At 69.0% G+C, this 23,295-nt stretch carries 29 protein-coding genes and 2 pseudogenes; 14 read left to right on the top strand and 17 right to left on the bottom strand.

The window, feature by feature from the left end:
- Window positions 1-34: 34 nt before the first annotated feature.
- Window positions 35-778, bottom strand: a complete 744-nt coding sequence (locus tag V5E28_RS34375) for a TetR/AcrR family transcriptional regulator (protein WP_336213236.1) — start codon at window positions 776-778, stop codon at window positions 35-37.
- Window positions 779-906: 128 nt separating this feature from the next.
- Here V5E28_RS34375 and V5E28_RS34380 point away from each other — a divergent pair, with 128 nt between their 5' ends.
- From V5E28_RS34380 to V5E28_RS34400, 5 genes are all read left to right on the top strand, one after another.
- On the top strand, window positions 907-2,364 hold the full coding sequence (locus V5E28_RS34380) for an MDR family MFS transporter (protein ID WP_336213237.1): 1,458 nt from the start codon (window positions 907-909) through the stop codon (window positions 2,362-2,364).
- An 8-nt stretch (window positions 2,365-2,372) separates the two neighbouring features.
- The gene (locus V5E28_RS34385) at window positions 2,373-3,014 is read left to right on the top strand and encodes a DsbA family protein (RefSeq protein ID WP_336213239.1); all 642 of its coding nucleotides are present in this window, start codon (window positions 2,373-2,375) and stop codon (window positions 3,012-3,014) included.
- A complete protein-coding gene (locus tag V5E28_RS34390) occupies window positions 3,004-3,591 on the top strand; it encodes an NADPH-dependent FMN reductase (protein ID WP_336213241.1) in 588 nt (195 codons plus the stop codon). Before V5E28_RS34385 ends, V5E28_RS34390 begins: the two co-directional genes overlap by 11 nt.
- A gap of 15 nt (window positions 3,592-3,606) precedes the next feature.
- Window positions 3,607-4,356 carry an SDR family oxidoreductase gene (locus V5E28_RS34395; protein WP_336213242.1) on the top strand — a complete coding sequence of 250 codons (750 nt, stop codon included), beginning with the start codon at window positions 3,607-3,609 and terminating at the stop codon, window positions 4,354-4,356.
- Between the two features lie 526 nt (window positions 4,357-4,882).
- Window positions 4,883-5,035, top strand: coding sequence for a hypothetical protein (locus V5E28_RS34400; protein ID WP_336213244.1), 153 nt, complete (start codon window positions 4,883-4,885; stop codon window positions 5,033-5,035).
- Here the strand turns inward: V5E28_RS34400 and V5E28_RS34405 are convergent.
- From V5E28_RS34405 to V5E28_RS34420, 4 genes are all read right to left on the bottom strand, one after another.
- Complete coding sequence (locus V5E28_RS34405; protein ID WP_336213246.1) at window positions 5,029-6,267, bottom strand: serine hydrolase domain-containing protein; 1,239 nt, start codon at window positions 6,265-6,267, stop codon at window positions 5,029-5,031. The two genes, V5E28_RS34400 and V5E28_RS34405, sit on opposite strands and share 7 nt — an antisense overlap.
- 157 nt (window positions 6,268-6,424) lie before the next feature.
- Window positions 6,425-7,912, bottom strand: coding sequence for a serine hydrolase domain-containing protein (locus V5E28_RS34410; protein WP_336213247.1), 1,488 nt, complete (start codon window positions 7,910-7,912; stop codon window positions 6,425-6,427).
- A 193-nt stretch (window positions 7,913-8,105) separates the two neighbouring features.
- Window positions 8,106-8,417: a VOC family protein gene (locus V5E28_RS34415; RefSeq protein ID WP_336213248.1), complete on the bottom strand. Its 312-nt coding sequence runs from the start codon at window positions 8,415-8,417 to the stop codon at window positions 8,106-8,108.
- Between the two features lie 290 nt (window positions 8,418-8,707).
- A complete protein-coding gene (locus V5E28_RS34420) occupies window positions 8,708-9,097 on the bottom strand; it encodes a VOC family protein (RefSeq protein ID WP_336213249.1) in 390 nt (129 codons plus the stop codon).
- A gap of 348 nt (window positions 9,098-9,445) precedes the next feature.
- On the opposite strand from V5E28_RS34420, the gene V5E28_RS34425 reads away from it, so the two are divergent.
- The 6 genes and pseudogenes from V5E28_RS34425 to V5E28_RS34450 all read left to right on the top strand — a co-directional run bounded on the left by V5E28_RS34425 (window position 9,446) and on the right by V5E28_RS34450 (window position 12,202).
- The gene (locus V5E28_RS34425) at window positions 9,446-10,099 is read left to right on the top strand and encodes a TetR/AcrR family transcriptional regulator (RefSeq protein WP_336213251.1); all 654 of its coding nucleotides are present in this window, start codon (window positions 9,446-9,448) and stop codon (window positions 10,097-10,099) included.
- Between the two features lie 18 nt (window positions 10,100-10,117).
- Window positions 10,118-10,273 carry a hypothetical protein gene (locus tag V5E28_RS34430; RefSeq protein WP_336213252.1) on the top strand — a complete coding sequence of 52 codons (156 nt, stop codon included), beginning with the start codon at window positions 10,118-10,120 and terminating at the stop codon, window positions 10,271-10,273.
- 8 nt (window positions 10,274-10,281) lie between these two features.
- A complete protein-coding gene (locus V5E28_RS34435) occupies window positions 10,282-10,587 on the top strand; it encodes a hypothetical protein (RefSeq protein WP_336213254.1) in 306 nt (101 codons plus the stop codon).
- Window positions 10,563-11,324, top strand: coding sequence for a hypothetical protein (locus tag V5E28_RS34440; protein ID WP_336213255.1), 762 nt, complete (start codon window positions 10,563-10,565; stop codon window positions 11,322-11,324). Before V5E28_RS34435 ends, V5E28_RS34440 begins: the two co-directional genes overlap by 25 nt.
- 13 nt (window positions 11,325-11,337) lie before the next feature.
- Window positions 11,338-11,682 (top strand): annotated as a pseudogene (locus V5E28_RS34445) (NAD(P)-binding domain-containing protein); the annotation flags it as partial.
- Window positions 11,683-11,848: 166 nt separating this feature from the next.
- The gene (locus V5E28_RS34450; protein WP_336213257.1) at window positions 11,849-12,202 is read left to right on the top strand and encodes a VOC family protein; all 354 of its coding nucleotides are present in this window, start codon (window positions 11,849-11,851) and stop codon (window positions 12,200-12,202) included.
- Between the two features lie 53 nt (window positions 12,203-12,255).
- Here the strand turns inward: V5E28_RS34450 and V5E28_RS34455 are convergent, their stop codons facing one another.
- The 5 genes and pseudogenes from V5E28_RS34455 to V5E28_RS34470 form a co-directional block, all read right to left on the bottom strand.
- Window positions 12,256-12,624 (bottom strand): DUF4158 domain-containing protein, encoded by a 369-nt coding sequence (locus V5E28_RS34455; protein WP_442945912.1) that lies wholly within the window; start codon window positions 12,622-12,624, stop codon window positions 12,256-12,258.
- Between the two features lie 22 nt (window positions 12,625-12,646).
- Window positions 12,647-12,853 (bottom strand): annotated as a pseudogene (locus V5E28_RS49730) (DUF4158 domain-containing protein); the annotation flags it as partial.
- Window positions 12,854-13,281: 428 nt separating this feature from the next.
- Window positions 13,282-13,773 carry a YceI family protein gene (locus V5E28_RS34460; RefSeq protein ID WP_336213259.1) on the bottom strand — a complete coding sequence of 164 codons (492 nt, stop codon included), beginning with the start codon at window positions 13,771-13,773 and terminating at the stop codon, window positions 13,282-13,284.
- A gap of 797 nt (window positions 13,774-14,570) precedes the next feature.
- The gene (locus V5E28_RS34465; RefSeq protein WP_336213260.1) at window positions 14,571-14,954 is read right to left on the bottom strand and encodes a hypothetical protein; all 384 of its coding nucleotides are present in this window, start codon (window positions 14,952-14,954) and stop codon (window positions 14,571-14,573) included.
- Window positions 14,948-15,670: an SDR family oxidoreductase gene (locus tag V5E28_RS34470; protein ID WP_336213261.1), complete on the bottom strand. Its 723-nt coding sequence runs from the start codon at window positions 15,668-15,670 to the stop codon at window positions 14,948-14,950. Before V5E28_RS34470 ends, V5E28_RS34465 begins: the two co-directional genes overlap by 7 nt.
- Window positions 15,671-15,771: 101 nt before the next feature.
- On the opposite strand from V5E28_RS34470, the gene V5E28_RS34475 reads away from it, so the two are divergent.
- Window positions 15,772-16,608 (top strand): helix-turn-helix transcriptional regulator, encoded by an 837-nt coding sequence (locus V5E28_RS34475; RefSeq protein ID WP_336213262.1) that lies wholly within the window; start codon window positions 15,772-15,774, stop codon window positions 16,606-16,608.
- A 445-nt stretch (window positions 16,609-17,053) separates the two neighbouring features.
- On the opposite strand, the gene V5E28_RS34480 is transcribed toward V5E28_RS34475, so the two are convergent.
- The 5 genes from V5E28_RS34480 to V5E28_RS34500 form a co-directional block, all read right to left on the bottom strand.
- Window positions 17,054-17,731: a hypothetical protein gene (locus V5E28_RS34480; protein ID WP_336213264.1), complete on the bottom strand. Its 678-nt coding sequence runs from the start codon at window positions 17,729-17,731 to the stop codon at window positions 17,054-17,056.
- A 171-nt stretch (window positions 17,732-17,902) separates the two neighbouring features.
- On the bottom strand, window positions 17,903-18,343 hold the full coding sequence (locus tag V5E28_RS34485) for a DUF1772 domain-containing protein (protein ID WP_336213266.1): 441 nt from the start codon (window positions 18,341-18,343) through the stop codon (window positions 17,903-17,905).
- Window positions 18,340-18,978, bottom strand: coding sequence for a TetR/AcrR family transcriptional regulator (locus V5E28_RS34490; RefSeq protein ID WP_336213268.1), 639 nt, complete (start codon window positions 18,976-18,978; stop codon window positions 18,340-18,342). Before V5E28_RS34490 ends, V5E28_RS34485 begins: the two co-directional genes overlap by 4 nt.
- Window positions 18,975-19,424 (bottom strand): nitroreductase/quinone reductase family protein, encoded by a 450-nt coding sequence (locus V5E28_RS34495; protein ID WP_336213269.1) that lies wholly within the window; start codon window positions 19,422-19,424, stop codon window positions 18,975-18,977. The genes V5E28_RS34490 and V5E28_RS34495 overlap by 4 nt, the downstream gene beginning before the upstream one ends.
- Window positions 19,424-19,822 carry a hypothetical protein gene (locus tag V5E28_RS34500; protein WP_336213271.1) on the bottom strand — a complete coding sequence of 133 codons (399 nt, stop codon included), beginning with the start codon at window positions 19,820-19,822 and terminating at the stop codon, window positions 19,424-19,426. The genes V5E28_RS34495 and V5E28_RS34500 overlap by 1 nt, the downstream gene beginning before the upstream one ends.
- Before the next feature lie 201 nt (window positions 19,823-20,023).
- On the opposite strand from V5E28_RS34500, the gene V5E28_RS34505 reads away from it, so the two are divergent.
- On the top strand, window positions 20,024-20,761 hold the full coding sequence (locus V5E28_RS34505; protein WP_336213272.1) for a hypothetical protein: 738 nt from the start codon (window positions 20,024-20,026) through the stop codon (window positions 20,759-20,761).
- 307 nt (window positions 20,762-21,068) lie between these two features.
- On the opposite strand, the gene V5E28_RS34510 is transcribed toward V5E28_RS34505, so the two are convergent.
- Window positions 21,069-21,476 carry a hypothetical protein gene (locus tag V5E28_RS34510; RefSeq protein ID WP_336213274.1) on the bottom strand — a complete coding sequence of 136 codons (408 nt, stop codon included), beginning with the start codon at window positions 21,474-21,476 and terminating at the stop codon, window positions 21,069-21,071.
- Between V5E28_RS34510 and V5E28_RS34515 the strand changes: the two genes are divergently transcribed.
- Window positions 21,471-21,650: a hypothetical protein gene (locus V5E28_RS34515; protein ID WP_336213275.1), complete on the top strand. Its 180-nt coding sequence runs from the start codon at window positions 21,471-21,473 to the stop codon at window positions 21,648-21,650. The genes V5E28_RS34510 and V5E28_RS34515 overlap by 6 nt on opposite strands.
- A 1,120-nt stretch (window positions 21,651-22,770) precedes the next feature.
- Here V5E28_RS34515 and V5E28_RS34520 read toward each other — a convergent pair.
- Window positions 22,771-23,136: a hypothetical protein gene (locus tag V5E28_RS34520; RefSeq protein WP_336213277.1), complete on the bottom strand. Its 366-nt coding sequence runs from the start codon at window positions 23,134-23,136 to the stop codon at window positions 22,771-22,773.
- Between the last annotated feature and the right edge of the window lie 159 nt (window positions 23,137-23,295).

Consider the following 23,295-nt stretch of genomic DNA (forward strand, 5'->3'; position numbering starts at 1 on the left):
TTGTTGGAGAGATCGGGAGGCGAGTCCATCTCGATCAACGAGAGATGTCTGATGTGATGTGCACGCCGATCCCGTCAAGCAGGCGATCCAGCCCGTACTGGAAGCGCTCCGCGGGAGGGAGGTGCGCGGTCCTGGATTCCAGCACGGATCGGGTGAACAGCGGATAGGCGCCCGACTCGACGATCTGTCGCACGTACGGCCCGATGTAGTCCCGCTTCCATCGTTCCGGGTCCAGGCCGGTACGGCGGGCCTCCTCCAGCCAGCCGATCTCGCGGCGGGTCGCGCTGTAGACGTAGTCGTTCAGCATGCCGACGAAGCTGCTGATGTCGTCGATGTCGAGGCCAAGCCGGTCGAGTGCGCCGAGCGCGAACTCGTGCACGCGCAGCAGGTGGGGGCCCAGGGTCGGCCGACTGGTGAGCAGCGTGATCAGCCAGGGGTGACGTAGGCCCGCGGCGCGAGTCTGATGGGCGACCAGCGAGAGATCGGATCGCCAGTCGCCGGACGGCCGATCGGGGAGCTCGATCTCGCCCATCACCATGTCGATCATGAGATCGAGCAGGTCATCGCGTTTCGGCACGTAGCGGTAGAGCGACATGGCGCCGGTGCCCAGTTCGGACGCGATCCGGCGCATGGTCGTGGCCTCCACCCCTTCGGCGTCGGCGACCTGGACTGCCGTCTGGGTGATCTGCTCCCGGCTGTAGCCGGGCCGTCGCCCGGGCCCGGAACGCTCCTGACGTTCCGGGAGCATCCAAATGCTGGTCGGTTTCTCGTCAGGCATCTGCCACTCTCCCTCCGTTTGCGTACATCGTACCTGAATGGTTATGGTTCATTTCGAGTACAGGGTACGCGAATGGAGGAAGTGTGGACCTATCTCTTCGTACGGGCTTGATCGGAGTGATGCTTGGCATGATCACGGCCCCGCTGGACGGCATGATGCTCGGACCCGCCCTGCCGGTGATCGTGGGAGATCTCGGTGGTCTGGAGTACTTCTCCTGGGTGGCGACGGCCTATCTGATCTGCATGGCCGCCTCGACGCCGATCTGGGGAAAGGTCGGTGACCTGTACGGGCGCAAGCCGGTCTACATGGCCGCGATCGTGCTGTTCCTGCTGGGGTCGGGGCTGTCGGGGATGTCGCAGGACATGATCCAGCTCGTCGGCTTCCGGGCGGTGCAGGGGCTGGGCGGGGGAGGCCTGATAGTGGGCGCCCTGGCGCTCATCGCCGAATTGGTGCCGCCGCGGCAGAGCGGCAAGCTCATGGGGCTGTTCGGGACGATGATGCCCATCGCCTTCATCGCCGGACCGCTGCTCGGCGGCCTGTTCGCCGAGCAGTTCAGCTGGCGTTGGGCGTTTTACGTCAATCTCCCCATCGGGGCCGCCGCCTTGCTGCTCATCGGCACCGCCGTACGGCTGGAGCCGCGGCGGATCAAGGCGAGGATCGACTACCTGGGGGCCCTGCTGCTGACCGTCGCATTGGTGGCGCTGAGTCTGGTCGCGAGCTGGGGCGGCACGCAGTACGCCTGGGGTTCTGGCCCGATCATCGCGCTGGTTCTGGCCGGGCTGGTGGCGCTGGTCGCGCTGGTGTACGTGGAGCGGCGCGCCGCCGAGCCGATCGTGCCGCTGCGGCTGTTCGCCGACCGCAACTTCACCCTCGCCCAGATCGTGCGCTTCGTGAGCGGCGTCGGCATGGTGGTCACGGCCACCTTCCTGCCCCAGTACATGCAGCTGGTGCAGGGCGCCTCACCGATCGCCAGCGGCATGCTGATCCTGCCCTCGATGCTCGGCATGGTCGCCGTGCTGATCGGCACCGGCCAGCTCATCAGCCGCACCGGCCGCTACCGGATCTATCCCATCCTCGGCGGCGCCGCCCTCACCGCCGGCATGCTCGTGCTACTCGTCCTGCAACCCGGCACCAACCTGGCACTCGCCTCGGGGCTCACTCTGATCAGTGGCATGGGAGTGGGCCTGCTGATGCAGAGCACCACGATCATCACCGTCAACAGCGCCGAGCCGCGTGACATGGGAGCGGCCAGTGGCTCGGTCACCCTGTGGCACACCATGGGGGCCTCGCTGGGTGTGGCCGCGCTCGGCGCCCTGTACACCGCGCGGCTGCAGGACACGCTCATCGACCGCCTCGGCACCGAAACCGGCAACCGGATCGTCTCCGGCCAGCTGACGGCACAGGCACTCCAGCGGTTCCCGGCACCCGTGCGGGAAGCGGCGCACCTCGCCGTCTCCAGCGGCATCCATGCCATGGCCCTCGGCGCGGCCGCACTGGGAGTCATCGCGTTCGCGCTCTCCTGGTTCATCCGCGAGGTCCCGCTACGCGACCGGACCCCCGCCGAGCCCGCCACCGCGGCAGCGTGAGGGCCCGCATGCCGAACAGACGACAGAGCGTGCACGCCCAGATCGTCCTGGACGTCATCTGCGCGCACTCCTACCTCGGCTACAGCCGCTTCATCCGCGCGGCAGACCGGCTCCGGAGCGAGGGCGTCGAGGTGACGGCCCAGTTCCTGCCCTTCGAACTCGCCCCTGGCGCCTCCACCGAAGGGCAGCCGCTGCTCGCCGTCCTGGAGCAGACCTTCGGTCCCGAGGCCGCCGCCGGCACGGCGACCTTCGCCGCGCGCGCGGCACTGGAGGGCCTGCGGTTCGAGTACGGCAAAGCCATCGCCACCGGCACCTTCGAGGCGCACCGGCTCATCGCGAGCGCCGCCCTCCAGCACAAGGCCGAGCCGATGGTGGAACGCCTCTTCCGCGCGCACTTCACCGACGGGCTGCACATCGGCGACCCCGGCACCCTAGCCCGGCTGGCCGCCGAGGTCGGTGTCGTCATGGACGGCGTGCCGACCGGCGAACTGCACGCCCAGCTCGACTGGGTACGCCGGCTCGGCATCACCGGCGTACCGGTCTTCCTGATTCAGGCACTGCCCCCGCTGACTGGATCCCAGAGCGAGAACACGCTGTTCGTGGCCCTGAAAGAGGCCGCGCAGATGAATGGAGCACACCATGTCCGATAGGCAGCTGAGGCTGGCCGTCATCGTCGGCAGTGTCCGCGAGGGCCGCATCGGCTCGACCGTGGCCACCTGGTTCGCCGGCGAGGCGGCGCAACGCGCTGACATCGAGGTCGATGTGATCGATCTGGCGGAGGTGCAACTGGGTGCGGCCGCTCCGTCCATGTCGCCGTCGGAGCAGGTGCTGGCGGCTCTGAGCGGTCTGACGCCGCGGCTGGATGCGGCCGATGGGTTCGTGGTGGTGACCCCGGAGTACAACCACAGCTACCCGGCGGCCTTGAAGAACGCGATCGACTGGCACAACGCGCAGTTCCACGCCAAGCCGGTGGCGTTCGTGTCCTACGGCGGCCTGTCGGGAGGCCTGCGGGCGGTGGAGCATCTGCGCGCGGTCTTCGCCGAGCTGCACGCCGTCACCACGCGAGACACGATCAGCTTCCACGGCGTGTGGGAGTGCTTCGGCAGCGATGGACAGCCCAAGGACCAGCATGGGCCCGCCATGGCCGCCAAGACCCTCCTGGACCAGGTGACGTGGTGGGCGCGCGTGCTGCGGGACGCCAAGGCCACCACCCCCTACACCGTTTAACAGAAAGGCATGATCATGACGACATTGACCGGCAAGACAGCGCTGGTGACCGGCGCGAGCAGGGGAATCGGCCGGGCCATCGCCACCCGGCTGGCACGACAGGGCGCCCGGGTCGCGGTGCACTACGGCAGCAACCACACGGCCGCCAAGGACGCGGTCTCGGCCATCGAAGCGGCAGGCGGGCAGGCCTTCGCCGTCCAGGCCGAGCTGGGCGTGCCCGGAGACGCCGAAGCACTGTGGGCCGCGTTCGACGCGCACGCCGACGGCCTGGACATCCTGGTCAACAACGCGGGAATCCTCGGCGGCCAGGCCGAGATCGACGGCGTGACCCGGGAGGGCTTCGAGCGGCTGTTCGCGGTCAACACCACGGCCCCGTTCTTCATCACCAGGCTCGGCCTGCCGCGGCTGCGAGACGGCGGCCGGATCATCACGATCGGTACAATGCTGACGCGAGGCATGGTCATGCCCGGGGCGATCGACTATGCCATGTCCAAGGCGGCACTCGACGTGCTCACCTCGACGCTCGCCAAGCAACTGGGGCCACGCGGCATCACCGTCAACACCGTGGCGCCCGGGGTCATCGACACCGACATGCACCAGGGCCGCCTGGTCGGCGAGGCGCTGGCCTGGCTGTCATCCCTGTCGCCGCTGGGCCGGCTGGGCACGCCGGAGGACGTCGCCGACACGGTGGCCTTCCTGGCCTCGGACGACAGCCGGTACGTGACCGGGCACCACCTGGACGTCTCCGGCGGGACGCTCGTGTAGCCAGCGCGCCGCCAGGAGAATCAGGCACGCGTCAGGAGCGGCAGCAACGCCGGAGGCGTCCTACCGAGGCGCCTCCGGCGGGGTCGTGACTGGCGGCGGCCGGCGCGTTCGTCGTGGTGACACCGGAGTACGACCACAGCTGAAAGCTGACGCCGTGCAGCTGTGCGGTTTGTGCGGCGAGCCCTTGTCACAGGTCTTCAACGTAGGCGGCGGCGATGTCCTCGGGAGGAGTTCTCGGGCGGTGATCGCCGAGACGCGCTCGTGCCCGAGCCCGGAGCTGATCCCGGCGCGCCGCGCTCTCCGGACAGGCCCACGACCTTTCGTGGAAGTAAATTTGCGGCGGGTCCTGCCCCTCGGCCGAAATGGCCGAGTTCGATGCCATTGCCTGGAGTGCTCAACACGGGTGAGTCGGCGCTGCATGTTGGTGGGCATGACAGTGGTCGGCCGCGGAGGCTGCGACTAGGCACGCCAGGCCGGGCAAGCAACCCCGTAGGCCAGCTTCGTCCCCGACGCGGTCGTCGATCGGTTGTGCCTGCCCGGCCCTGGGACGCGCAGGTGGATCGGCCACGCCGAGCTGGGCGAGCTCGGCGTGGCCCGGTTCGCGCTCACCCTGAGGTACGAGCGCAAGGAGTTCACCCTCAACAGGCGTTACCCTGCGGTGCTCGGCCGCGTCTACTGAGCCGGCTTGGCCTGTCCGCTGCAGAACACGTCCTTGGCGAGCGTGTCGACCAGCTTCTGGAAGTCGGCCGCCGCCGGTCCCCTGGTGGCTTCGTCCACCCAGGTCACCGAGCCGGTCACGGTCGTCTTGCCGTCGGGCGAGCTGTACATCAGCGTCCCGTAGCCGTGTGGGGGGCTGCCGTTGTGCTGGTAGACGGTGCCGCAGCCGGGGCCCAGGTCTTGCACGAACAGCCCGAGGCCGTAGCCCATCTTGGGGTGCGGTGTGCGCATCTCGGCGAGCAGCGCGTCGGGCAGGAGTCGGCCGCCGTTCAGCGCGGAGATGAAGGTGTGCAGGTCCTGGGTGGTGGAGATCAGGTCACCGGCACCGGCCAGCAGGGAGAGGTTCTGGCGGCTGATGTCGGCTACCTGCTTCTTGCCGGCGGCGTCCTGGTAGCGGTAGTAGCCGTGGGCGTGCGGGCCGGGCAGCCGCGTCCGGTCGCCCGCCACCATGGTGCCCTTCAGACCGAGCGGGCGCACGATGCGTCGCTGCAGTTCCTCGGCGTAGGTGCGGCCGGTGACCTGCTCGATCAGCAGCGCGGCGAGGCTGTAGTTGGTGTTGGCGTAGCTCTGGTCGGTGCCCGGGGTAAACCGGGCCGGCTTGGCCAGCGCCAGCCGGACCAACTCTTCGGGCTGGTAGCTGCGGAACCGGTTGTCCAGCCAGTCCTTGCCCGCGGCGGAGATGCCCGGCACCCACGTCCCGTCGGGGTCGAAGTCGCCGGTGTAGTTGAACAAGCCGCTGGTGTGCCGCAGCAGCATCCGCACGGTGATCCGCCCGTCCAGGCCGAGCTCGGGCAGGTAGCCGGCCACCGGGGCATCCAGCCCGAGCTTGCCCTCGGCCACCAGTTGCAGCACCGCGGTCGCGACGAAGGTCTTGATGACGCTGCCCGTCCAGAACCGCCCGTTCGTGGGCGGCTTGGCAGCCGCGCCCAGCTTGCGCACTCCGGCGCTGCCGGCCCACTCGCCCCGCTCATCGTGCACGCGCAACTGCACCCCGGTGAAACCGGCATCGACGAACGCCTGCATGGCCTTCCGCAGGTCGGGGCGGTCCTGCCCGGCAGCGGCCGCCGGCACGGTCACGCTGCTGGCCGCGGTGGCCGGCCCGGGGGTGGCCGTTGCGGCCAGCAGCGCGGCCGACAGCGCCGTGACGGTTACGCGCCGCAGGACCTTGGTCGCCGGTAGGGGTTGGGTCTTCATGGTTCCTCGTCTTCAGTGTCGTGCTCACGGCGAACAGTTCGCCGGGCAATGCGGGAGTGGGGAGGCCGGTAGGCGGCCGGGTGTCCCGTCAGCTCGCCGCCCGGCACGTCCCGGGCGTGGTTGTGGTGCTCGGCCGCGGCTATTGAGCCGGTACGGGCTATTCGGTGCCGAAGACCTCGGCGACCAGGCGCTGGGTGGCCTGCTGGAAGGCCGCTCCCAAGGACATGGTGGCGTCGTCGACGTAGTTGAGCGTGGCGGTCAGGGTCTTGCTGCCGTCGGGGGTGCTGTACAGCAGCGCGGCGTGGCCGGCCATGCCGCCGTTGTGGGTGATGACGGTGCCGCCGCCCGGTGTCTCCTGCACGAACACGCCCAGCCCGTAGCCGGCCTTGGACTCCGGCGTGCACATCTCGGCCAGCAGTTCGGCCGGCAGGAGCTTGCCGCCGACCAACGCGGAGATGAACGTGTGCAGGTCCCGGGTGGTCGAGATCATGTCGCCGCCGCTGGAGATCCAGGAGGGGTTCTGGCGGGTGACGTCGACCGTCCGGGTCTGGCCGTCCTCCTCATAGCGGTAGTAGGCGTGGGCGTGCGGGGCGGGGATGTCCGTCTCGCTGGTCGGCTGAATGGTGCCCGTCAGGCCGAGCGGCCCGAGGATCAGCCGGTGCATCTCCTCGGCCACCGGGCGGCCGGTGACCTTCTCGATCAGCAGCCTGGCCAGCACGTAGTTGGTGTTGGCGTAGCTCCAGTCCGTGCCCGGCTCGAACCGCGCCGGCTTGGACAGCGCCAGCCGGACCAGCTCTTCGGGCTGGTAGTTGTGGAAGCGGTTGTCCACCCATTCCTTGCCGGCCATGGTGGCGGGGATGCCCGGCACGAACGTGCCGTCCTCGAAGACCTCGCCGGTGAAGTTGAACACCCCGCTGGTGTGCTGCAGCAGCATCCGCACCGTGATCCGCCGGTCCAGCCCGAGCTCGGGCAGGTAGTCGTCCACCGGGGTGTCGAGCCCGATGCGGCCCTCGGCCACCAGTTGCAGCACCACGGTGGCGGTGAACGTCTTGGTGTTGCTGCCGATCCGGACGTGTCCGTCGACCGGCGGAGCTTCGATCCCGCCCAGCTCGGCCACCCCGGCGCTGCCGGTCCACTCCCCCCGCTCGTCGTGCACGCGCAGCGACACCCCGGTGAAACCGGAATCGGCCATCTCCTGAATGACCTTCTGCAGCTCCGGGCGGTCCTGCCCGGCTGCGGCCGAGACGACGTCGAGGGCTTCGGTGATCTTGCGGGCCATCTCCGCCATGGTGGGGCCGGGCTCGCCATGCTGAGGCCGGGTGGAGGCCTCGACGGCGACGAGGACGGTGCGGCGGAAATTGTCGGCCTCGGCCGAATCACGCTCCTGAAGCAAGCTGATGGACGCGGTCAGCGCGGGCAGCACCTGGTCCGCCAGTTCCGCCACCGTCTTGCCGTACTTCACGCCCGTGGGCGCCTTGGCCAGCACGTGCCCGACCGGCCCGGTCGCGGAGATCAGGGCGATGGAGCCCTCGGTGGCGGCCTTGTGCGCCGAGCCGGCGGCGCCGGCGGCGGACATCAGCGAGACGGCGCCCCACGCGGCGGTGCGCAGGGTGAGCTTGTCCTGCTCGGAAAAGGTGATCGACATGGTGATGCACTCCTTCAGAAATCGTTAGTCAGGTGAACGGACGGACGCTGGTGTCATCCACCATCGCCGACCGCGCTGTAGCGGGCTGTCCCCACGCTGACGCGGCCGCTGACACGGCCCGGGAGTCAGTGCGTGATGGGGCTGATCCACTCGGTGAGCTGGATCTTCACGCCGTTGGGGTCGACGAGTTGCATCAGCAGCTCACCCACGGCTCCCGCCGGAGCGGGATGGTGATGGGGGCGCCTTCGCCGCGCAGCCGCTCGTACTCGGCGGCGAGGCCGGTTGCCGTGAACACCACGATCAGGTCCGCCAGCCCCTGTCCCGGCTGCCATCGCTCGAGGTCGCGCTCGACCAGGACCAGGTCGACGGCCCCGTCGTCACGGCCCAGCGCGATGAACTCCTCGCCGGCCAGGATCTCGCGGAAGCCGAGATGGATGGTGAAGAACCGGCTGGAAGCGGGCGGGTCGGCGACGGTCAGGGACACGGCGGAAGAGGCGATGTTCACGTCACAGCACCAGAAAATGACATATCCCGCTCTACCTCCCTATGAGCGTGTGCTTGGGATGGACCAAGCATCACGTCGGGCCGTACCGCGAATCAACGGCGGTGACCGCAACGATCGTTAACCGCTGGTTGACGGTCTCAACACGGCAGTGGTCCCACGTCACGGGCCACGCCGGCGAGGGCGCGGATGAGGTCGTTCTCCGCATCGCCGCCACACCAGCGCGTACGGCAGCGGCTTCATGTCGGTGACGGGCAGGTAGAGGCGGATCCCTGCTGGCCGCAGTCGCGTGATCAGGAGGCGTCCGGCGTCGTCCACTCGACGAACTGGACCACGACACCGTTGGGATCGGCGATCTGGAAGAGCCGCTCGCCCCAGGGCTCCTCGCGCAGCGGCATGGTGATCTTCACGCCCTCGGTGCGCAGCCGCTTCTCCTCGTCCTGGATGTCGGCGGTGGTGAAGGCGAGGATCAGGCCGGAGGCGTGCTGGTCGCGCTGGTCGGCCGGCAGCACCTGGTTGCCGCGGGCGAGCAGGACGATGTCGACGGCCGCATCCTGGCGTGTCAGGGAGGCGAAGCCGTCGGCGGCGGCCTGCTCGGTGTAGCCGAGGTGGGTGGTGAAGAACTGCTGGGAGGCGGCGACGTCGTCGACGGTGAGCGAGACGGTGGAGGCGGTGATCTGCAAGGTGTTTCTCCTCAGTGGTTTCCGGGAGGGGGAGTTGGGGGTGCCGGTCGGGTGCGGGTCAGTAGCCGGAGCGGCGCGGCAGATTGCAGACCGGCGAGGGAACCCGTCGGGCGCGTGCGGGGGGCGCCTGGACGGGCGGGCGCCGGTCGCCGCGGGGCGGTGCGGGGGTGCGGCCGTCGCGCTCGGCCGGGGTCGGACCTGACGGCCGGAATGCGGAGGGGCGTGAGGCGGGGTTCGGCATCGGCACTTCAGTTCGGTCCTCTCGTAAAAATCTTGCGACGGACGTAAACTTACCCCGGATCCCTCAGGGGTGTCAACATAAAAGTGCTACGGATATAAGATTGCTCCATGACTACTGACGCCACCTCGTCCGCACCCCCTGCCGGCCTGCGGGAATCGAAGAAGCAGGAGACCCGGCAGCTCATCTCCGACCACGCCACCCGCCTCTTCTTCGCCCAGGGCTTCGAGCCGACCACCATCGCCGAGATCGCCGCCTCCGCGAGGGTCGCCAAGAAGACGGTGACCAACTACTTCCCGCGCAAGGAAGACCTGGCCCTGGACCACCAGGACGCCTTCATCGCCTCCCTGGCCCGCACCGTGACCGACCGCCAGGCCGGTGAGTCGGCCCTGACGGCACTGCGCCGCGCCTTCAGCGACGCGGCCGCGGCCACCGAACCGGTCGCCGGGTTCTCCGGCCCCGACTTCGCCCGCATGATCGCCACCAGCCCCACCCTCTCCGCCCGCCTGCGCGACCTGCACGACCTGCGCGAGGCAGCCCTGGCCGACGCCCTGGCCGAGGCCACCGGCGCAACCCGCGACGACATCACCCCCCGCGCCGCTGCCGCCCTGCTCGGCGCTGTGCACCGCACCCTGTTCCAGCGCATTCAGGAACTCACCCTCGCTGGCCAGGACAACGCCCGGATCTCCGCCACCGTCACCGCGGAGGCGGACAGCGCCTTCGGCATGCTGGAGCCCTCGCTCGCCGACTACGCCGCGTCGTGATCCGAGCGTCGCTCGTCGGTGCCCCGGCGGCACCCGGCTGACCGCCCGGTCGACGCGTGCGCCACCGGGCTGGCCGGGCGTCCGGCCGGGTCCAGCTTCCTGAAGGCGGCGGTGTGGAGCGCGGGCATCGCCCTGGTCAGTTATCTGTGGGCACGCAGGCTCTACAACCGGTGAGGTTAGACGTGTTCAAACGCATTCTTCCGGCACTTGGCCTGCTGGTTCTCGCGCCGCTGGTCGGCGAGTATCTGCTGGGCAACATCGCCATCAACGCCCTACCGATGATCATCGGGCTGATTCCGCTCTATGGCGGTGGCGCGCTGCTGATCCGTGAGGTCGCCCGCCGATGGCGGCTGGGGTGGCCGGGGGTCATCCTGCTCGGGCTCGCCTATGCCGTGATCGAGGAGGGCCTGCTCACCCGTTCGCTGTTCGATCCCGACTATGTCGGGCCAAGGTCGGCCTCACCGTGTCAGCCGTCCTGTTCCTGCTAGGCGGCGCGGTGCCCATCGCCATGGCAGGTGCGGCCATCTACCCGTTGTCGGCCGCTCAGATCACCTGGACGCTGATCACGGTCGTCGCCCTGATCATCGCCGCGTTCCTGTCCGTTCGATTCCGCCGCCCCCTCCTCCCGGCCACGCCGCCCAGCCCGTGGACCGTCTTCGCGATCACCATCGCGGCCGGGCTGGCGTTCTGGCTCCCCAGTTTGCTCGCCATGGTGGGGATCAAGCTGGAGTCCATCGTGCCCGCGTGGATCACGGTCGGCTTCTACCTCACGCTCTACGCCACGATGACGCTGCTCATCCTGAGCTGGTCCCGGTGCATGGGCTGGGGACCCTGGCACAGGTTCGCCCTGGGCGCTGCCGGCCTGGTCGCCTATGCGTGGCACGGCTTCCCTCAGCCGCCGAGTTCCACTCTCCTGGCCGCTGCGCGACTTGGGCACGTTATCCGGTACATCGCGCCCGGACGCTGTACCGACGTGGCGACCGGCATGAGGGCGGCACCGAAGATCACCGCGTTGCGCGGCGGCAGGTCACCTCTCGCCGCGGCCGCCTTCCTGGCCATGCCGCGACGCAGCCAACGCGCCTACGCCTCAGCCATGGCCCGCCTTCGCCGAACACCCGGGCACGCCTTCGGCGCAACATGCCTTCAGAGCCGGTCAACGTGCCTTACGTGCCTGACAAGATCATATCGCTCTGACCTGCGAGAAGAGGTCAAGAACCTAAGATAACGATCGCTACCCCACCCGCGACGAAGTCGTCGCCTACCTGCAGCGCTACGCCGACAGCCTGGACGCCGAGATCCGCACCGGCGTCCGTGTCACCGCGGTCGAGGCCGACGGCGCGGGCGGCTTCCTGGTGCACGCCGCCGCCGGGGAGACGCTGCGCGTCATGGGCGTGATCGCGGCCAGCGGCTCGTTCGGCAACCCCTACATCCCCGCCCTGCCCGGCCAGGACGGCTACACCGGACAAGCCCTGCACGTGGCCGGCTACCGCAGCCCCAAGCACTACGCCGGGCAACGCGTCGTGGTGGTCGGCGGCGGCAACTCCGCCGTCCAGACGGGAATTCCGGCCATGGGTGGATCTTGAGCGCTCTGGCCTGCTGCAACGTCGAGGGGGTTCGAGCTCCGCCGTACGACTCGGGGCCAGCCGTACTTCCGCGGTCACGAACATGATCGACCGTTGGCCGCTTGTGCTCGTAGCTCGGCTCGACCCCTTGCGGGCCGGGCCGCCGGTCTTGTCTATGCTCAAGCCCATGGCACTGGAATGGGAACAGATCATCGTCGACTCCGCCGACCCTGTCGCTCTCGGGCGCTGGTGGGCCGAGGCTCTCGGCTGGGTTGTGGTCGACGAATCTGAGGAGATCATCGAGATCCGGCCTGAGCCGGACCGGATGCCGGGGCTGCTCTTCGTGCCTGTCCCCGAGGGCAAGACGTCGAAGAACCGGCTCCACCCCGACTTCCGCCCCGACGACCAGGTGGCCGAGGTCGCCCGGCTGCTCTCCCTCGGTGCCCGGCGCCTCGACACCGTGCAGGACGAGCAGCACTGGGTGACCCTCCTCGACCCGGAAGGCAACGAGTTCTGCGTCCTGAGTGAGCGGAAGAGCTGAGCGGAAGCACTGGCGGAAGAGCTGGCGGAAAGCACTGAGCGGAGGCCGGGCAGTTATTCGGGGCCCCGACGTCCCACGCAGCAACACGGACAGAATTGACCCGGAAGCCGGATAGCGGTGGCGCGGCGCGTTCCCGCTCGCGCGCCACCAGCCGGGTCAGCGTACTGATCCCGGGCAGCAGCACGTCGTTCTCGCCGCAGCCAGCGCACCGCGTACTGGAAGCACGCAGTCGGGCCGTCGCTGGTGTTCCAGGCGTGCGCCCGCACCTTGCCCGCCAGCTCTGCCTCACCGGAGGCGAAGTCCTTCAGCCCGAACGCCTTGGCGATCTCCCAGGTGTGCTCCAGCCGCGTCTTGTCCCGCTCGGTGTAACGCTTCACGCAGGACGGATCCTCGATCCCCAACTGGGCGGCGACGACGTCCAAGACCTCGTTCGGCAACCTCCAGCGGATCAGCCAGGAAGCACCCCAGGTAGCGAACGGTCACGAGCTGGAGAGCGAAGCCGCACCTGATGTGCCGGCCTCGATGCCCCTTGATGAGGGCCAGGTCCTCATTGTCGAGGAAGAAGATCTTCTCCATCTCAGCCCGGGAGGGCGGACCGTCGTAACGGCCGTACTTCGCCGCTTCTGAGTCGCTCAGGAAGTCGACAGGCATGCACGCAACGTACGACCCAAAAGACACAGCGTCATCAGAGCAACACAACCGTTACCAACCGCTACTTACCGTCACACGGCGTAGATCAAAGTCGCGCTGTGAGATCGACCGGAATTGGGCGCGAGCCTCCTCTGCAACCGGGAGATAGCAGGGGCTCACCGACCAGCGGGAACCCCGTTAACGCCGGATTCCGTTCCAAATCTCTCTGCCCCCCGAGCCATCGCCCGCCAACTCGGGATGAGCCACAACACCGTGATCCGCTACGCGCATGCCGCCTCACCCGAGGAACTGTTGTGGGGGGCAAATGGACCAACTTGGCTACCGCGGCAGCTACGCCGCGCTCAGCGACTACCTACGACCCCTGCGCGCGCCGCGTCCTGTCGCCCCGCCGTCCATCGTGACGGTCTCCGACTGCGGGGTGAGGGACATCAGGTGTCGCGGGTGGCGACGATCTGGATGGCGATCCTGAGATGCCTGGCGGCCATACCGCGACCTTTCGTCAGACCGAAGGCGTAGCGGTCGATCGTGGCCGTGGCCTCGGCCGTAAGGAGGGTATCGGTGCTTGTCACGGAGAGGAAGGTCAGGCTGAGTGGCCGACCGACCTCCCGCACGGTCAGGTGCCCGTGCAACGCCGTCGGTGCTTGCCCTTGATCGGGCAGCCCCCCTCGAAAGGACATCGTCGGGTAGGTGTGCACGTCGAGGAAGTCCGCCGCACGCACGTGCCGATCGCGCATCCGCAGTCCGCTGGTGAAGGTGCCCGTGGGAATCTCCACCACGACGGACGAGTCCTCCAGCGGGTCCTGGACGCTGATCGCCCCCCTTCCGATCATGAACGTCCCGCGCACCGGAAGCAGCCCGAACAGGGCGCGGGTCCTGAACCGGATTGTGGATCTGCCGGGGTCTATGAGGTAGTCACCCACGATCGGGGATGGTTGCCGGCCGGCCGGGACAGGAGAGCTGGTGCGCTGCTCAGCCGAGTACGGGGCCTGTCTGGTGTTGGACCTCGTACAAAGGGCTTGATCTGGTCTTCTTGGCCCGGCTTTCATATTGTTCGTCTCCTGTGTCTACTGATGGGGCGGATGTTCGGCGGACCAGGTCTGTTCCCGGCGTCACACAACAAGTGGACCTGCCCCGCCAACGCGAGCAACGGCCGGTCTCGACGAAGATCCGCGAACAACGCTCCGGCTGACCTGGGAGAACCCACGGGGGACATCGGCGCAGCCCAGCGAACTGCTCGAACTTGGGCGCCGGGTAGGGAAGGGGCAGTTGCCGTGTCCTGGCGACGGCCGGTGCGAGGAACGGCCGCCGGGGCCGCACTGCCCTGGCGCCGTTCCTCACCATAGAAGGGGGCGTCCCATGGCCGAGGCGGGTGTCGCCGTGGTTACGACGGTGAACTTCCGGGGGATTCTCCGCAGCCATACGCAGGATGAGGGCCTTGACCGCAGCCGAGGTAGATGGCATTCGGGACGGCGGCGTTGCTGTAGTCCCCCCGTTCGCCACGAGTTTGGAGTGTCAGGCCAGCAACGTGGCTGCGGTTGTCAGGAACATCTTCCCTGCTGGGGGGCGGGGCCAGGTGCGAGAGGGTCGCCGGCCACAGCGGTCGGCTGGACAAGAGGTCCCAGGGGTCCGGACCGACCGCTCTGCCCTCTCGGCCCTTCCGCCGCATCCGGCGAAGGGCTCTGCACCGGGAGCGATTCGAGTTCTTGATCCCCACGGGTTAGAGCGAGCGACGAAGGGCGTCGATCGTCGTTTCCGGTGAAGTGTTGAAGCAGAACCGGATTCCGGGAGCCGCCACCGCCAGAACGTTGATCAGCCGTTCGAACAGGAGGGTGTGCTCAGGTGCCATCCGCACCCCACCTCCGATCATGACCACGCTGAAGGGGCCCTCGGACAGCCGTTCGCGGACGGTATTCTCCGCTGCGTCCGGGTCGCTGCCGATCAGACACGACACCGCGTCGAAACCCGCCGCCCGCAGAGCCGCGTGGCCCTGCTCGATCCGTGCGGTGAGCGTCGCCTCATCGAGGCCCGGATGCTTGGTGTAGTCGATCGCATTCGGGTGCAGCCCGATCGTCAGAATCGTTGCCATCTTCGCTCCTACCACGGGATGGGACCGTTGCGGTCGAAGAAACCTCCGGTCGGTCCGCCGGGGTCCAAGGTAGCCAACCTGATGATCGCGGTGGCCCCCTCGGCGACGGTGTCGGTGCCCATGTGATGGTTCATGTCGGTGGCGGGGAAGCCCGGATCCGCGGCGTTGACCTTGAACCCGGGCAGCGCTCGGGCGTACTGGGAAACGATCATGTTGAGCGCCGTCTTCGACGAGGCGTAGTCCAAGCTCAGGAAGCCGAACTCAGGGCGGGCGGGGTCACCGGCGTGGGCCAGCGAGGCGAGACCGCTGGACACCATGACGATCCGGGGCTGCTGCGAACCGCGGAGCATCGGCAGGAACGCGTGGGTGACCCGCACCTGACCGAACACGTTCACCTCATACAGCGCGCGTAGCGCGTCGGCGTCCATGTCGGCCGGATCCAGCAACGGGCCGCCGACTCCGGCGTTGTTGACCAGCACGTCCAGGCGGTCCAGCCGCCCGGCGACGGCCTTCACGGCCGCCGACACGGACTCGTCCGAGGTCACGTCGAGTTCGACGAACTCCACATCGAGCCCCTCACCCGCCAGCGTGCCGGCGGCCCGGAGACCGCGTTCCCGGTCCCGCGCCGCCAGGAAGACCTGCCATCCCCGGCCGGCCAACTGGCGGACGGTCTCCTGGCCCAGCCCCTTGTTCGCTCCGGTGACCAACGCCACCGTCCTCATCTCTGTCATGAGCCGATCATCGGTGCAAGCGCTCCAGGCCCACCAGGACCGCTGAGGCATAGGACCTGCGGTACCACCCGGCCGAAGCGATCTACGGGCATGATTGAACAGTGAACCGCGCCGGACTCGCCGAAATACTCCGCACAGCCCGGGCTCGGGTGCGGCCGCAGGACGTCGGACTGCCGGCGGGGACGCGCCGCCAGGTGCCGGGTCTGCGCCGGGAGGAACTGGCCATGCTCGCGGGCCTGAGCGTCGATTACGTGGTCCGGCTGGAGCAGGGGCGCGGGCCGCGGCCCTCGAGTCAGGTCATCGCCGCGTTGGCCCAGGCCCTGCGGCTCGGCGACGACGATCGCGACCTGGTGTTCCGGCTCGCCGGCCACGAGCCGCCACGGGCCGGGCGCATCGCGATGGTCGTACGGCCGAGCGTGCTTCGGCTGCTGGACCGTATGGCGGATCTGCCCGTGCTGGTGCTGTCGGCCAAGGGCGACGTGCTGGCCTGGAACCCTCTCGGGGCGGCGCTTCAAGGCGACATGTCCGCGTGGCCGCGGCGGCAACGCAACCTCATCTGGCAGCGTTTTCTCGGTAGCAGCCGCTGCCAGGTCGCCGCAGGCCCGGACGAGGACGACGCGGCCGCCCGCGCCTCGGTCGGCACGCTGCGCGCCGCACAGGCCCGTTACCCCAATGACCCCGACCTGATCCGGATGATCGCGGAACTACGCCGTGGCAACGGGCGATTCGACGAGCTGTGGCGGGAGGGGCACTCCTCCCCTTGGCGTACCGCGACCAAGACCATCAGCCATCCCGGACTGGGTACGATCACGCTCGACTGCGACACCCTCCTGCTCCCGGACAGCAGCCAGACCGTGCTCGTGTACTCCGCCGAACCGGGAACCCCCGAAGCGACGGCCCTCGACATGCTACGGGTGATCGGGCTCCAGCAGGTGTGAGGCAGACGGTTCCGCCGAACGGTTCACCGCCTGGATCGCCCTACAGAATTACCGAATTGTTCTGATAGGGGTCAAGGCGGCCGCTGACGTGCCGCCGGCCGGGCATGCGGCTCTGCGGCCGGTTCCGGCCCCTACCACCCCACCGCGCGTCGGCCTCTGGGGAGGATCGGACCGGATTTTGGCGGTAGCACTCTCTGTGACATGGCGTCCTCCTCCCGAACGTGTTCCCAGCCGCCAACTAGCGGCGCGATCCTGTCTTCGGAAGTGCCGGGCTGGGTTTTCGCCTCTCAGCTGTGCGTGTTCTCGGAAGTCGTGGCCGTCTCCGCTTCCGAGAACCAACTTTCTCGGAAGTCCCGTGACCTGCGCAGATCGGCTCACCTTGGGGCTGGGGACACGTTCGGGAGGAGGACGCCGACTCTGTCGTGGAGGGGCCCTCGTCGACTGGTCAGCCCACCTCGTGCGACAACGAGGCCGGGTTCAGGCGGATCAGGGTGATGCCGTACGCGACGATCCAGGCGACCCACATCAGCCAGCCGACGAGGCCAAGGAGACCGAGGGGGCCGGCGTGGTCGATGACCAGGGGGGTGAGGGTGGCCGAGCCGAACAGCAGCGCGGCCGATGCCAGCCCCAGGGCGCCGTGCCAGGGCCGGATGAGAGCGGCGCGCAGTCCGGCGACGGACAGGCCGAGGAGGGCCAGTGCCAGGAAGGTGCCGTTGAGGGTGAACAGCGCGTCGTGCAGGACCCACAGCCCTGCGGTCGTGGCGCTGTCGCGCGCGGCCGTCGAGGTGAGCGCGAGGCGGGTCGCGATGACCGCGGCGAAGGTGGCGTTCTGCAGTGCCAGGCCGGTGAATCCGAGCAGTGACCACGCTTCGCCCCGGCCGCGTTCGAAGCGCCGCAGCGCGGAGACCGCGCCCGCGCCGAACAAGGTGGCCAGGAGCCAGGCGGCGGGAGTGAGCGCGGACGCGATGGCCACGATATCGCCCTCGGTGCCGAAGAACGCGGTGACCTCGCCGATCTCGGCACCTGTGAGTGGCAGGCCGGCAGGCACCATGATCGCGTTGGCGAGGACGATCGTGATGGCGAAGCCTAGGGCGGCGATGCCGGTGATTCGAGAGAAGCCCATGGTTGCCTCCGTATTCATATTTGACGTGGTAGGGGCGAGCACCTGCCTTGAATTGCCGCAGGTCGGGACAACGGGCTGTGGTGCTGGCGGGGCCGGTACGGCGCGCTGGAACTTGGTGGGGCGTCTTCAGGCAGACCCGCACGCGCGCTCGTGGCTGCCGCGGCGCGCTGATCAGGCGGTGCCTGCCGCGCAGACCAGGACGAAACCGATCAGCAGCAGCCAGGAGCGCACGCCCTGGAAGAACTCCCAGCGGCGGCGGGTCCGTTCCCATCCGGCGGGCGGGTTCGCCGGGTCCCAGCGTCCGGTGGCGATGTTGATCGGGACGTTGACGGTGACGGTGAACCCCACCGCGACGGCGAACGCGACCACCGCGGACCAGGCGAGCCACCCGGGCCCGCTGCCCTCGATCGCGACGGCCACCGCGAGCACCACGCACAGCGTCATCCCGACCGGCATGACCCGCCCGAACGTCTTGAGCAGGCCCTTCTCGACGGTGATGCGTTCGGTGCCGGGCAGGTGGCGCAGCACAGGATGGACGAAGGCATAGGAGCCGAACTCGGAACAGGCGACGAAACCGGTGACGGCCAGCGTGACGAAGACGAGCAGGTTCACGGCGACTCCGCGGGTAGTGGCCCCGGCGGCGACGCGGCTCGCACGGCGGTCAATGCCGTCTCGATCAGCGCATCGGGCTCGGGCCATGGCATGTCGGGTTTGGTGATGCGCAGGTCGATGGCGCCGTGCAGGGAAGCCCACAGCTCGGTGGCCAGCACGAACGCCGCATCGCGGCGGGCGGGCGACAGGCACGCGCTGACCGCATCGACCAGTACTTTGTAGGAGGCCGCGCCGGGATGCGCAGCGCCGGGTTCGAGCCCCAGCCCGGCCGGGCCGGCGTTCATGGCGCTGAACAGCACCCGGTAGTGCCCCGGCTGCTCCAGACCGCTCCGGACGTACGCCTTGGCGATCGCCTCGAGCCGCGCGACGGGGTCGCTGGCAGCGGACACGGCGGCGCTTTCGAGCTGTTCGGTGAACTCGGCGAACCGCTCGGCGATGACAACACGCAGCAACGTCTCCTTGTCCGGGAAGTGCCGGTAGACCGAGGGTGCGGTGACGCCTGCGGCGGCGGCGACGGCCCGCATGGTGAGCGCGTCGGCGTCGCCGAGCTGCGCCAGCAGGTCGGCGGCCACCTGGACCACCACTTCACGCAGCTCGTGCCCGGTGCCACGGCGCCTGCGGTGCGTTGCGGTCATGGGGTGATGGTCTCGCCGTCCAGTAGCACGCGGATCAGAACTCGGCCGCTCGCGATAGCCGCGTGTACGTCTGCGGTGTCCGGGATGCCGTCCGCGCCGACCCGGACCCGCGCCCAGCGCCCGTACGCGCGCTGGTCACGCACGAGTGCGGTGAGCGCCTCGGCCACAACAGTGGGCTCGCGCACCGCCTCGGCCGTCGCCGCGACCCGGCGGCCCCGCAGCCGCAGCTCTACCGGCACCCCGCCGTCGAAGTTGCGCCACCACCCCCCCTTCGTGGTGATCAGCAGCTCGCGGTCACGCTGGAGGTAGTTGACGGGGGTGACGTAGCGGACGCCGCTGCGGCGCCCGGTGAAGCTCAGCAGGAGACTCCTCCGGCTCATCACCGGGTGCAGCGGCGAGGACAGGATCGCGGCCGGGATCCAGTTGCGCAGCGATGGGGTGGCCATCAGACGACACCGCCGGGGCGCGGCACACCCAGCCGCCGCCCCATCTCGTCGGCCAGCGCTTGCAACGCCGCGAGCGGCCGGACGAACACCGTGAGATCCGAGATCCGCTCGTCCCGGTCCTGGCGGGCGACGAGCAGCCCGTCGGCCCGGCCGGGGTGGCCCGCGACCTGGGCGCTGAACATCAGAACCGAGGTGTCGCCGACGCCGCCGATGGTCGCCGACACCTCGATGTCGTGCAGCACCCCGTCGAGTACAGCCCCGATGACGTGAGAGGCGGCACCGGCCCCCTCGATCGGCTCGTCGTGCACCGCGACCCGCAGAGTGACGTCCTCGGCCAGCACCACGGACACGGCAGTGGCGTCCTCCGCGGCGAGCGCCCGTCCCAGTTGATCCAGCACTGCTCCCCCTCCAAGTAGGTTAACGCTTGTTATAGTAACGCACGTTAGCATACTTCTGCAGCGCGGGCCCGTGGCCGAGTCGGCCATGGCCCTCAACCAGGGCAAGTGCCTGCCGTCACCGAATCATCGTCAAGATCGCGTTCCTAGCGCCAAAACCCGGTCCGATCCTCCCCGGAGGCCAAGGTACGGCGGGAGCGACGGTTGCGGCGCCGGGTGCGTCGGGCGGCGTGGCGGTTGCGCCAGGCCGAGATCGAGCACGAGTGGGCCATCGCCTCGGCTCGTGCCGAGGGCCTACCGGTGCGGGCGGTGGCGGCCGAGGCCGGGCGTTCGCCCTCGCGCATCCAGCAGATCGCCACGGCGGCCGCGCCGCTGCCGGAGCTGGAGGCGGCGCTGGCGCAGTTGCGTCAGGCCGGGTGGCCGGCCCCGGAGGATCCTGCTGGTAGTGATGATGAGGAGTTGGACGGCCGTAACAGCATCGCCGAGCGCCTGGTCGATGAGGTGCGTTGGGTGCTGGAGTGCGCCGAATGGGTCGACCAGCTCGCCGGCGACGGGTTCCCCCCGGTGGTGAACCTGCGTCCGGCCGATGACGAGGATGCCTACCACGTCGGGGTGGACCTGGCCCGAGTGGCCGCGGTGCTGCGCCGGATCGCCTACGACATCGACGAGCTGGCCCGGGCCCGCACGGTGGCCGACCTGGACCAGGCCGCCATCATCGGCGACCGGCGCGCTGAACAGCGCCGCCGCCTGGCTGAGCCGGGTCTGTCGTATGCCGCCTTCAACCGCAGGTACCGCGAACGGGCCCGATCCGGAGCGCTGCGCCATCGCGCCCCGATGCCGCTGACGGAGGCCGACATCTGGCGGGCCTACCAGACCGAGCTGCGCGAGCGCGGCGAGCCGCACCACGATCCGTGGGGAATCAATCCCTTCGAGCGCCGCTGAACTGCGCCGCTCCCGGCCGCCGCCCCTGCAACCGCGCCCTTTCACCAGCTGAGGTGTGGGCAGATCCGAGACCGGGCGCCACGCGTACGCGCTGATCTCCTCAGCCTGAATGGTGATCGGGGTGTGCTTCGCCCAGAGGGCAAGGCGGAGGTCGGTGTGCAGATGAGCCTGCTCGTCCTTGGCCGGATTGGTGGAGCCACCACGGGATCCGCCCGACGTCCTCGTACAGGCCGATGATGACGCCCGGCCGGAGCAGCACGGTGGCCAGGGCGACGGGGCCGTCGCGTCCGAAGTATCCGCCATTGCCCTACGCGGAGGCGCCGTCGGGCTTGACGCCGAGTGTGGAGACGTTCTTGATCGTGGCGAGCCAATCGTCCATGAACTTCTCGGCGGTGTGCGCGCCGTCCGGCCCGCCGAGCAGCGGCGGCCCGTCCAACATCTGCTTCATGAGCTCATCGCTCAGCCGGACGGCCCACGGCTGCATGCAGACGTCCAGGCCGGCGGCGAAGTCTCGCGTTCTCCTCGTGAGGCTCCAGCTCGTCACCATCATCAACAGGTGCCCGGCGCCGAGTCCGTCCACGCGTGCACGCAGCGCGGCGAGCCCAGCCGTGTCCGGCATCAGCAGCGCGTACCCCCGATAGAACGCGGCGACGCCGCTCAGGTGATACAGCACCGTGCGTGCCTGCCTCAGCTCGCGGATGCCGACCGCTTGCATCTGACCCTGCGAGCGGCCAAGCCGGACCAGTTGTGGATGCTCATGAACCGGGTGGCGCCGCCTGACTGGCAGATAACTGCCGCCCTTCCGCTCATCGCGCCGTCGCGATCGGCCGGAGCCGACGACGCGTTGGGCGTGCTGGATGCGCTCCTCTCTCAGGAGGCGGTCGGGTGAACAAGCGAGACGCGGTCAGGCAGGCGATCCCGCGCGCAGGAGCGAATGCTACGCCGTGTCTTGGCGCGGCCGGTCGAGGACGGCTCATCCATGGCCGGCCTAACGTCTTATCCCGCAGGTCACGGCATCGGGGCCGACACGCTGGGCTCGTCCTTGGCGTCCTCGAACGGGCGCCTGCATCGCTCGCAGTGCACGTTGATGAAGTCGATCGTGGTGTTGGCGGGCAGCTCGAATCGGGGGTCTCGCCGCAGGCGGCGGCCACGAGCATGTCCTGGATCTGCTCGCGAGCGTTTTCCCCCGCACCGGGCCGGGGACCACCCGACCTAGGACGCTTCCCGACCAGAAAGGCACACCACCCCCGAAACAGGAAGGTCAGGTCAACAGCCGTGACCAACACCCCCGGACCCCCCGACCAGCTTCACGCACCTCCCGGACATGCAAAGCCCGGCGAGAGCGTGGCCGTCGCACGCTGGCACGCAGCCAGGAGATGCATCTGGAGCAGGCGGCCCTCGCGCGGATTGCCGACCTGGACGCCCGGGTCACCTGGAAGACGTCCGGGCGGCCTACACCGACCAGGGCGCCTCGATCGCCGCGCTCGCCCGCGCCCACGGCGTCAGCCGCGTCGCCATCCGAACCGCGCTCACCGACCTCCTCCCCAACCAGCCAGGCCCGGCCACCCCTTCATGACGACCGGACACCGCTACCGCGATCACTCGCAGCTACTTTGGGGCTGGGGACGCATTCGGGAGCGGAGGGCCTGCATCGAGCGGGCTTGCGGCCGGTTAGCCGCTTCAGTGTGGTGAGTCTGCGGCGGGTCGGGAATCGGGTGCGGGGCTCAGCAGGCCACGCCGACCCCGCACCACCAACCAAGACCGCTATGGCCGCTTCCCGATGTATCTCGGTCGTCCCCCCAGATTCGCCGAACACCACGGTCTCCACCCGAGTCAGAGGTTCGCCGCCCGCGAGCTCGAGTACATCCGCGTCCTCGACGAGTTCGACCGCGACCTCGGCAATCCAGTCTCGGACGAGGTGTTCAGAATCGACCTGCGCGCAAGACGGCCGCACCAGTGACGACCACATCGGACATGCCGAAGGCCACATCGGGAAAGGCGCTCCGGATCTATACCGTGAGCTGGTCCGGCAGCGCATCGGCGATGTTGATGACCGCGGGCAAGCCATAGCGCGTCCGCAGGGCTTCCAGCGCCTGTCCATGGGCGATGGGCGGTTGCGACCCGCTGGTGATCGTCGTGCCTACGTTGCCGAGGTGGACGATCAAGGCATGCGCCAGTGCGCGAGTCTGAGCGAAGCTGCCCGCGTAAGGCAGAGCGACCTCGTCCGCCTCGGTGACAACACCAATCTGCTGGTTGAGCAGCCAGCGCGCGAACGCCGAGTCCGCAGGCGTGATCAGCACGTGGCTGTAAATCCCGTCGTCCCCGAGCACGGCAGCGGTGGGGTCAGCCTGTGCGGCCTCGAAGTAGGCCGTCAATAGGGCTCGCTCGAACTGCTCAAAAAGTCATGATCAGGCCCTACCCGCCGCAAGGTCACCGCCACCCGCGCCCCAGGTCAAAACAGCCGTACGGTCCGAACTCCGAAGTCCCCGACCAACCTCACTCAGAACCGCCCGAGGCTTAGCGGGAATTTCCGG

Source organism: Nonomuraea sp. LPB2021202275-12-8 (genome assembly GCF_037044575.1).
In the GTDB taxonomy this organism is placed as follows: domain Bacteria; phylum Actinomycetota; class Actinomycetes; order Streptosporangiales; family Streptosporangiaceae; genus Nonomuraea.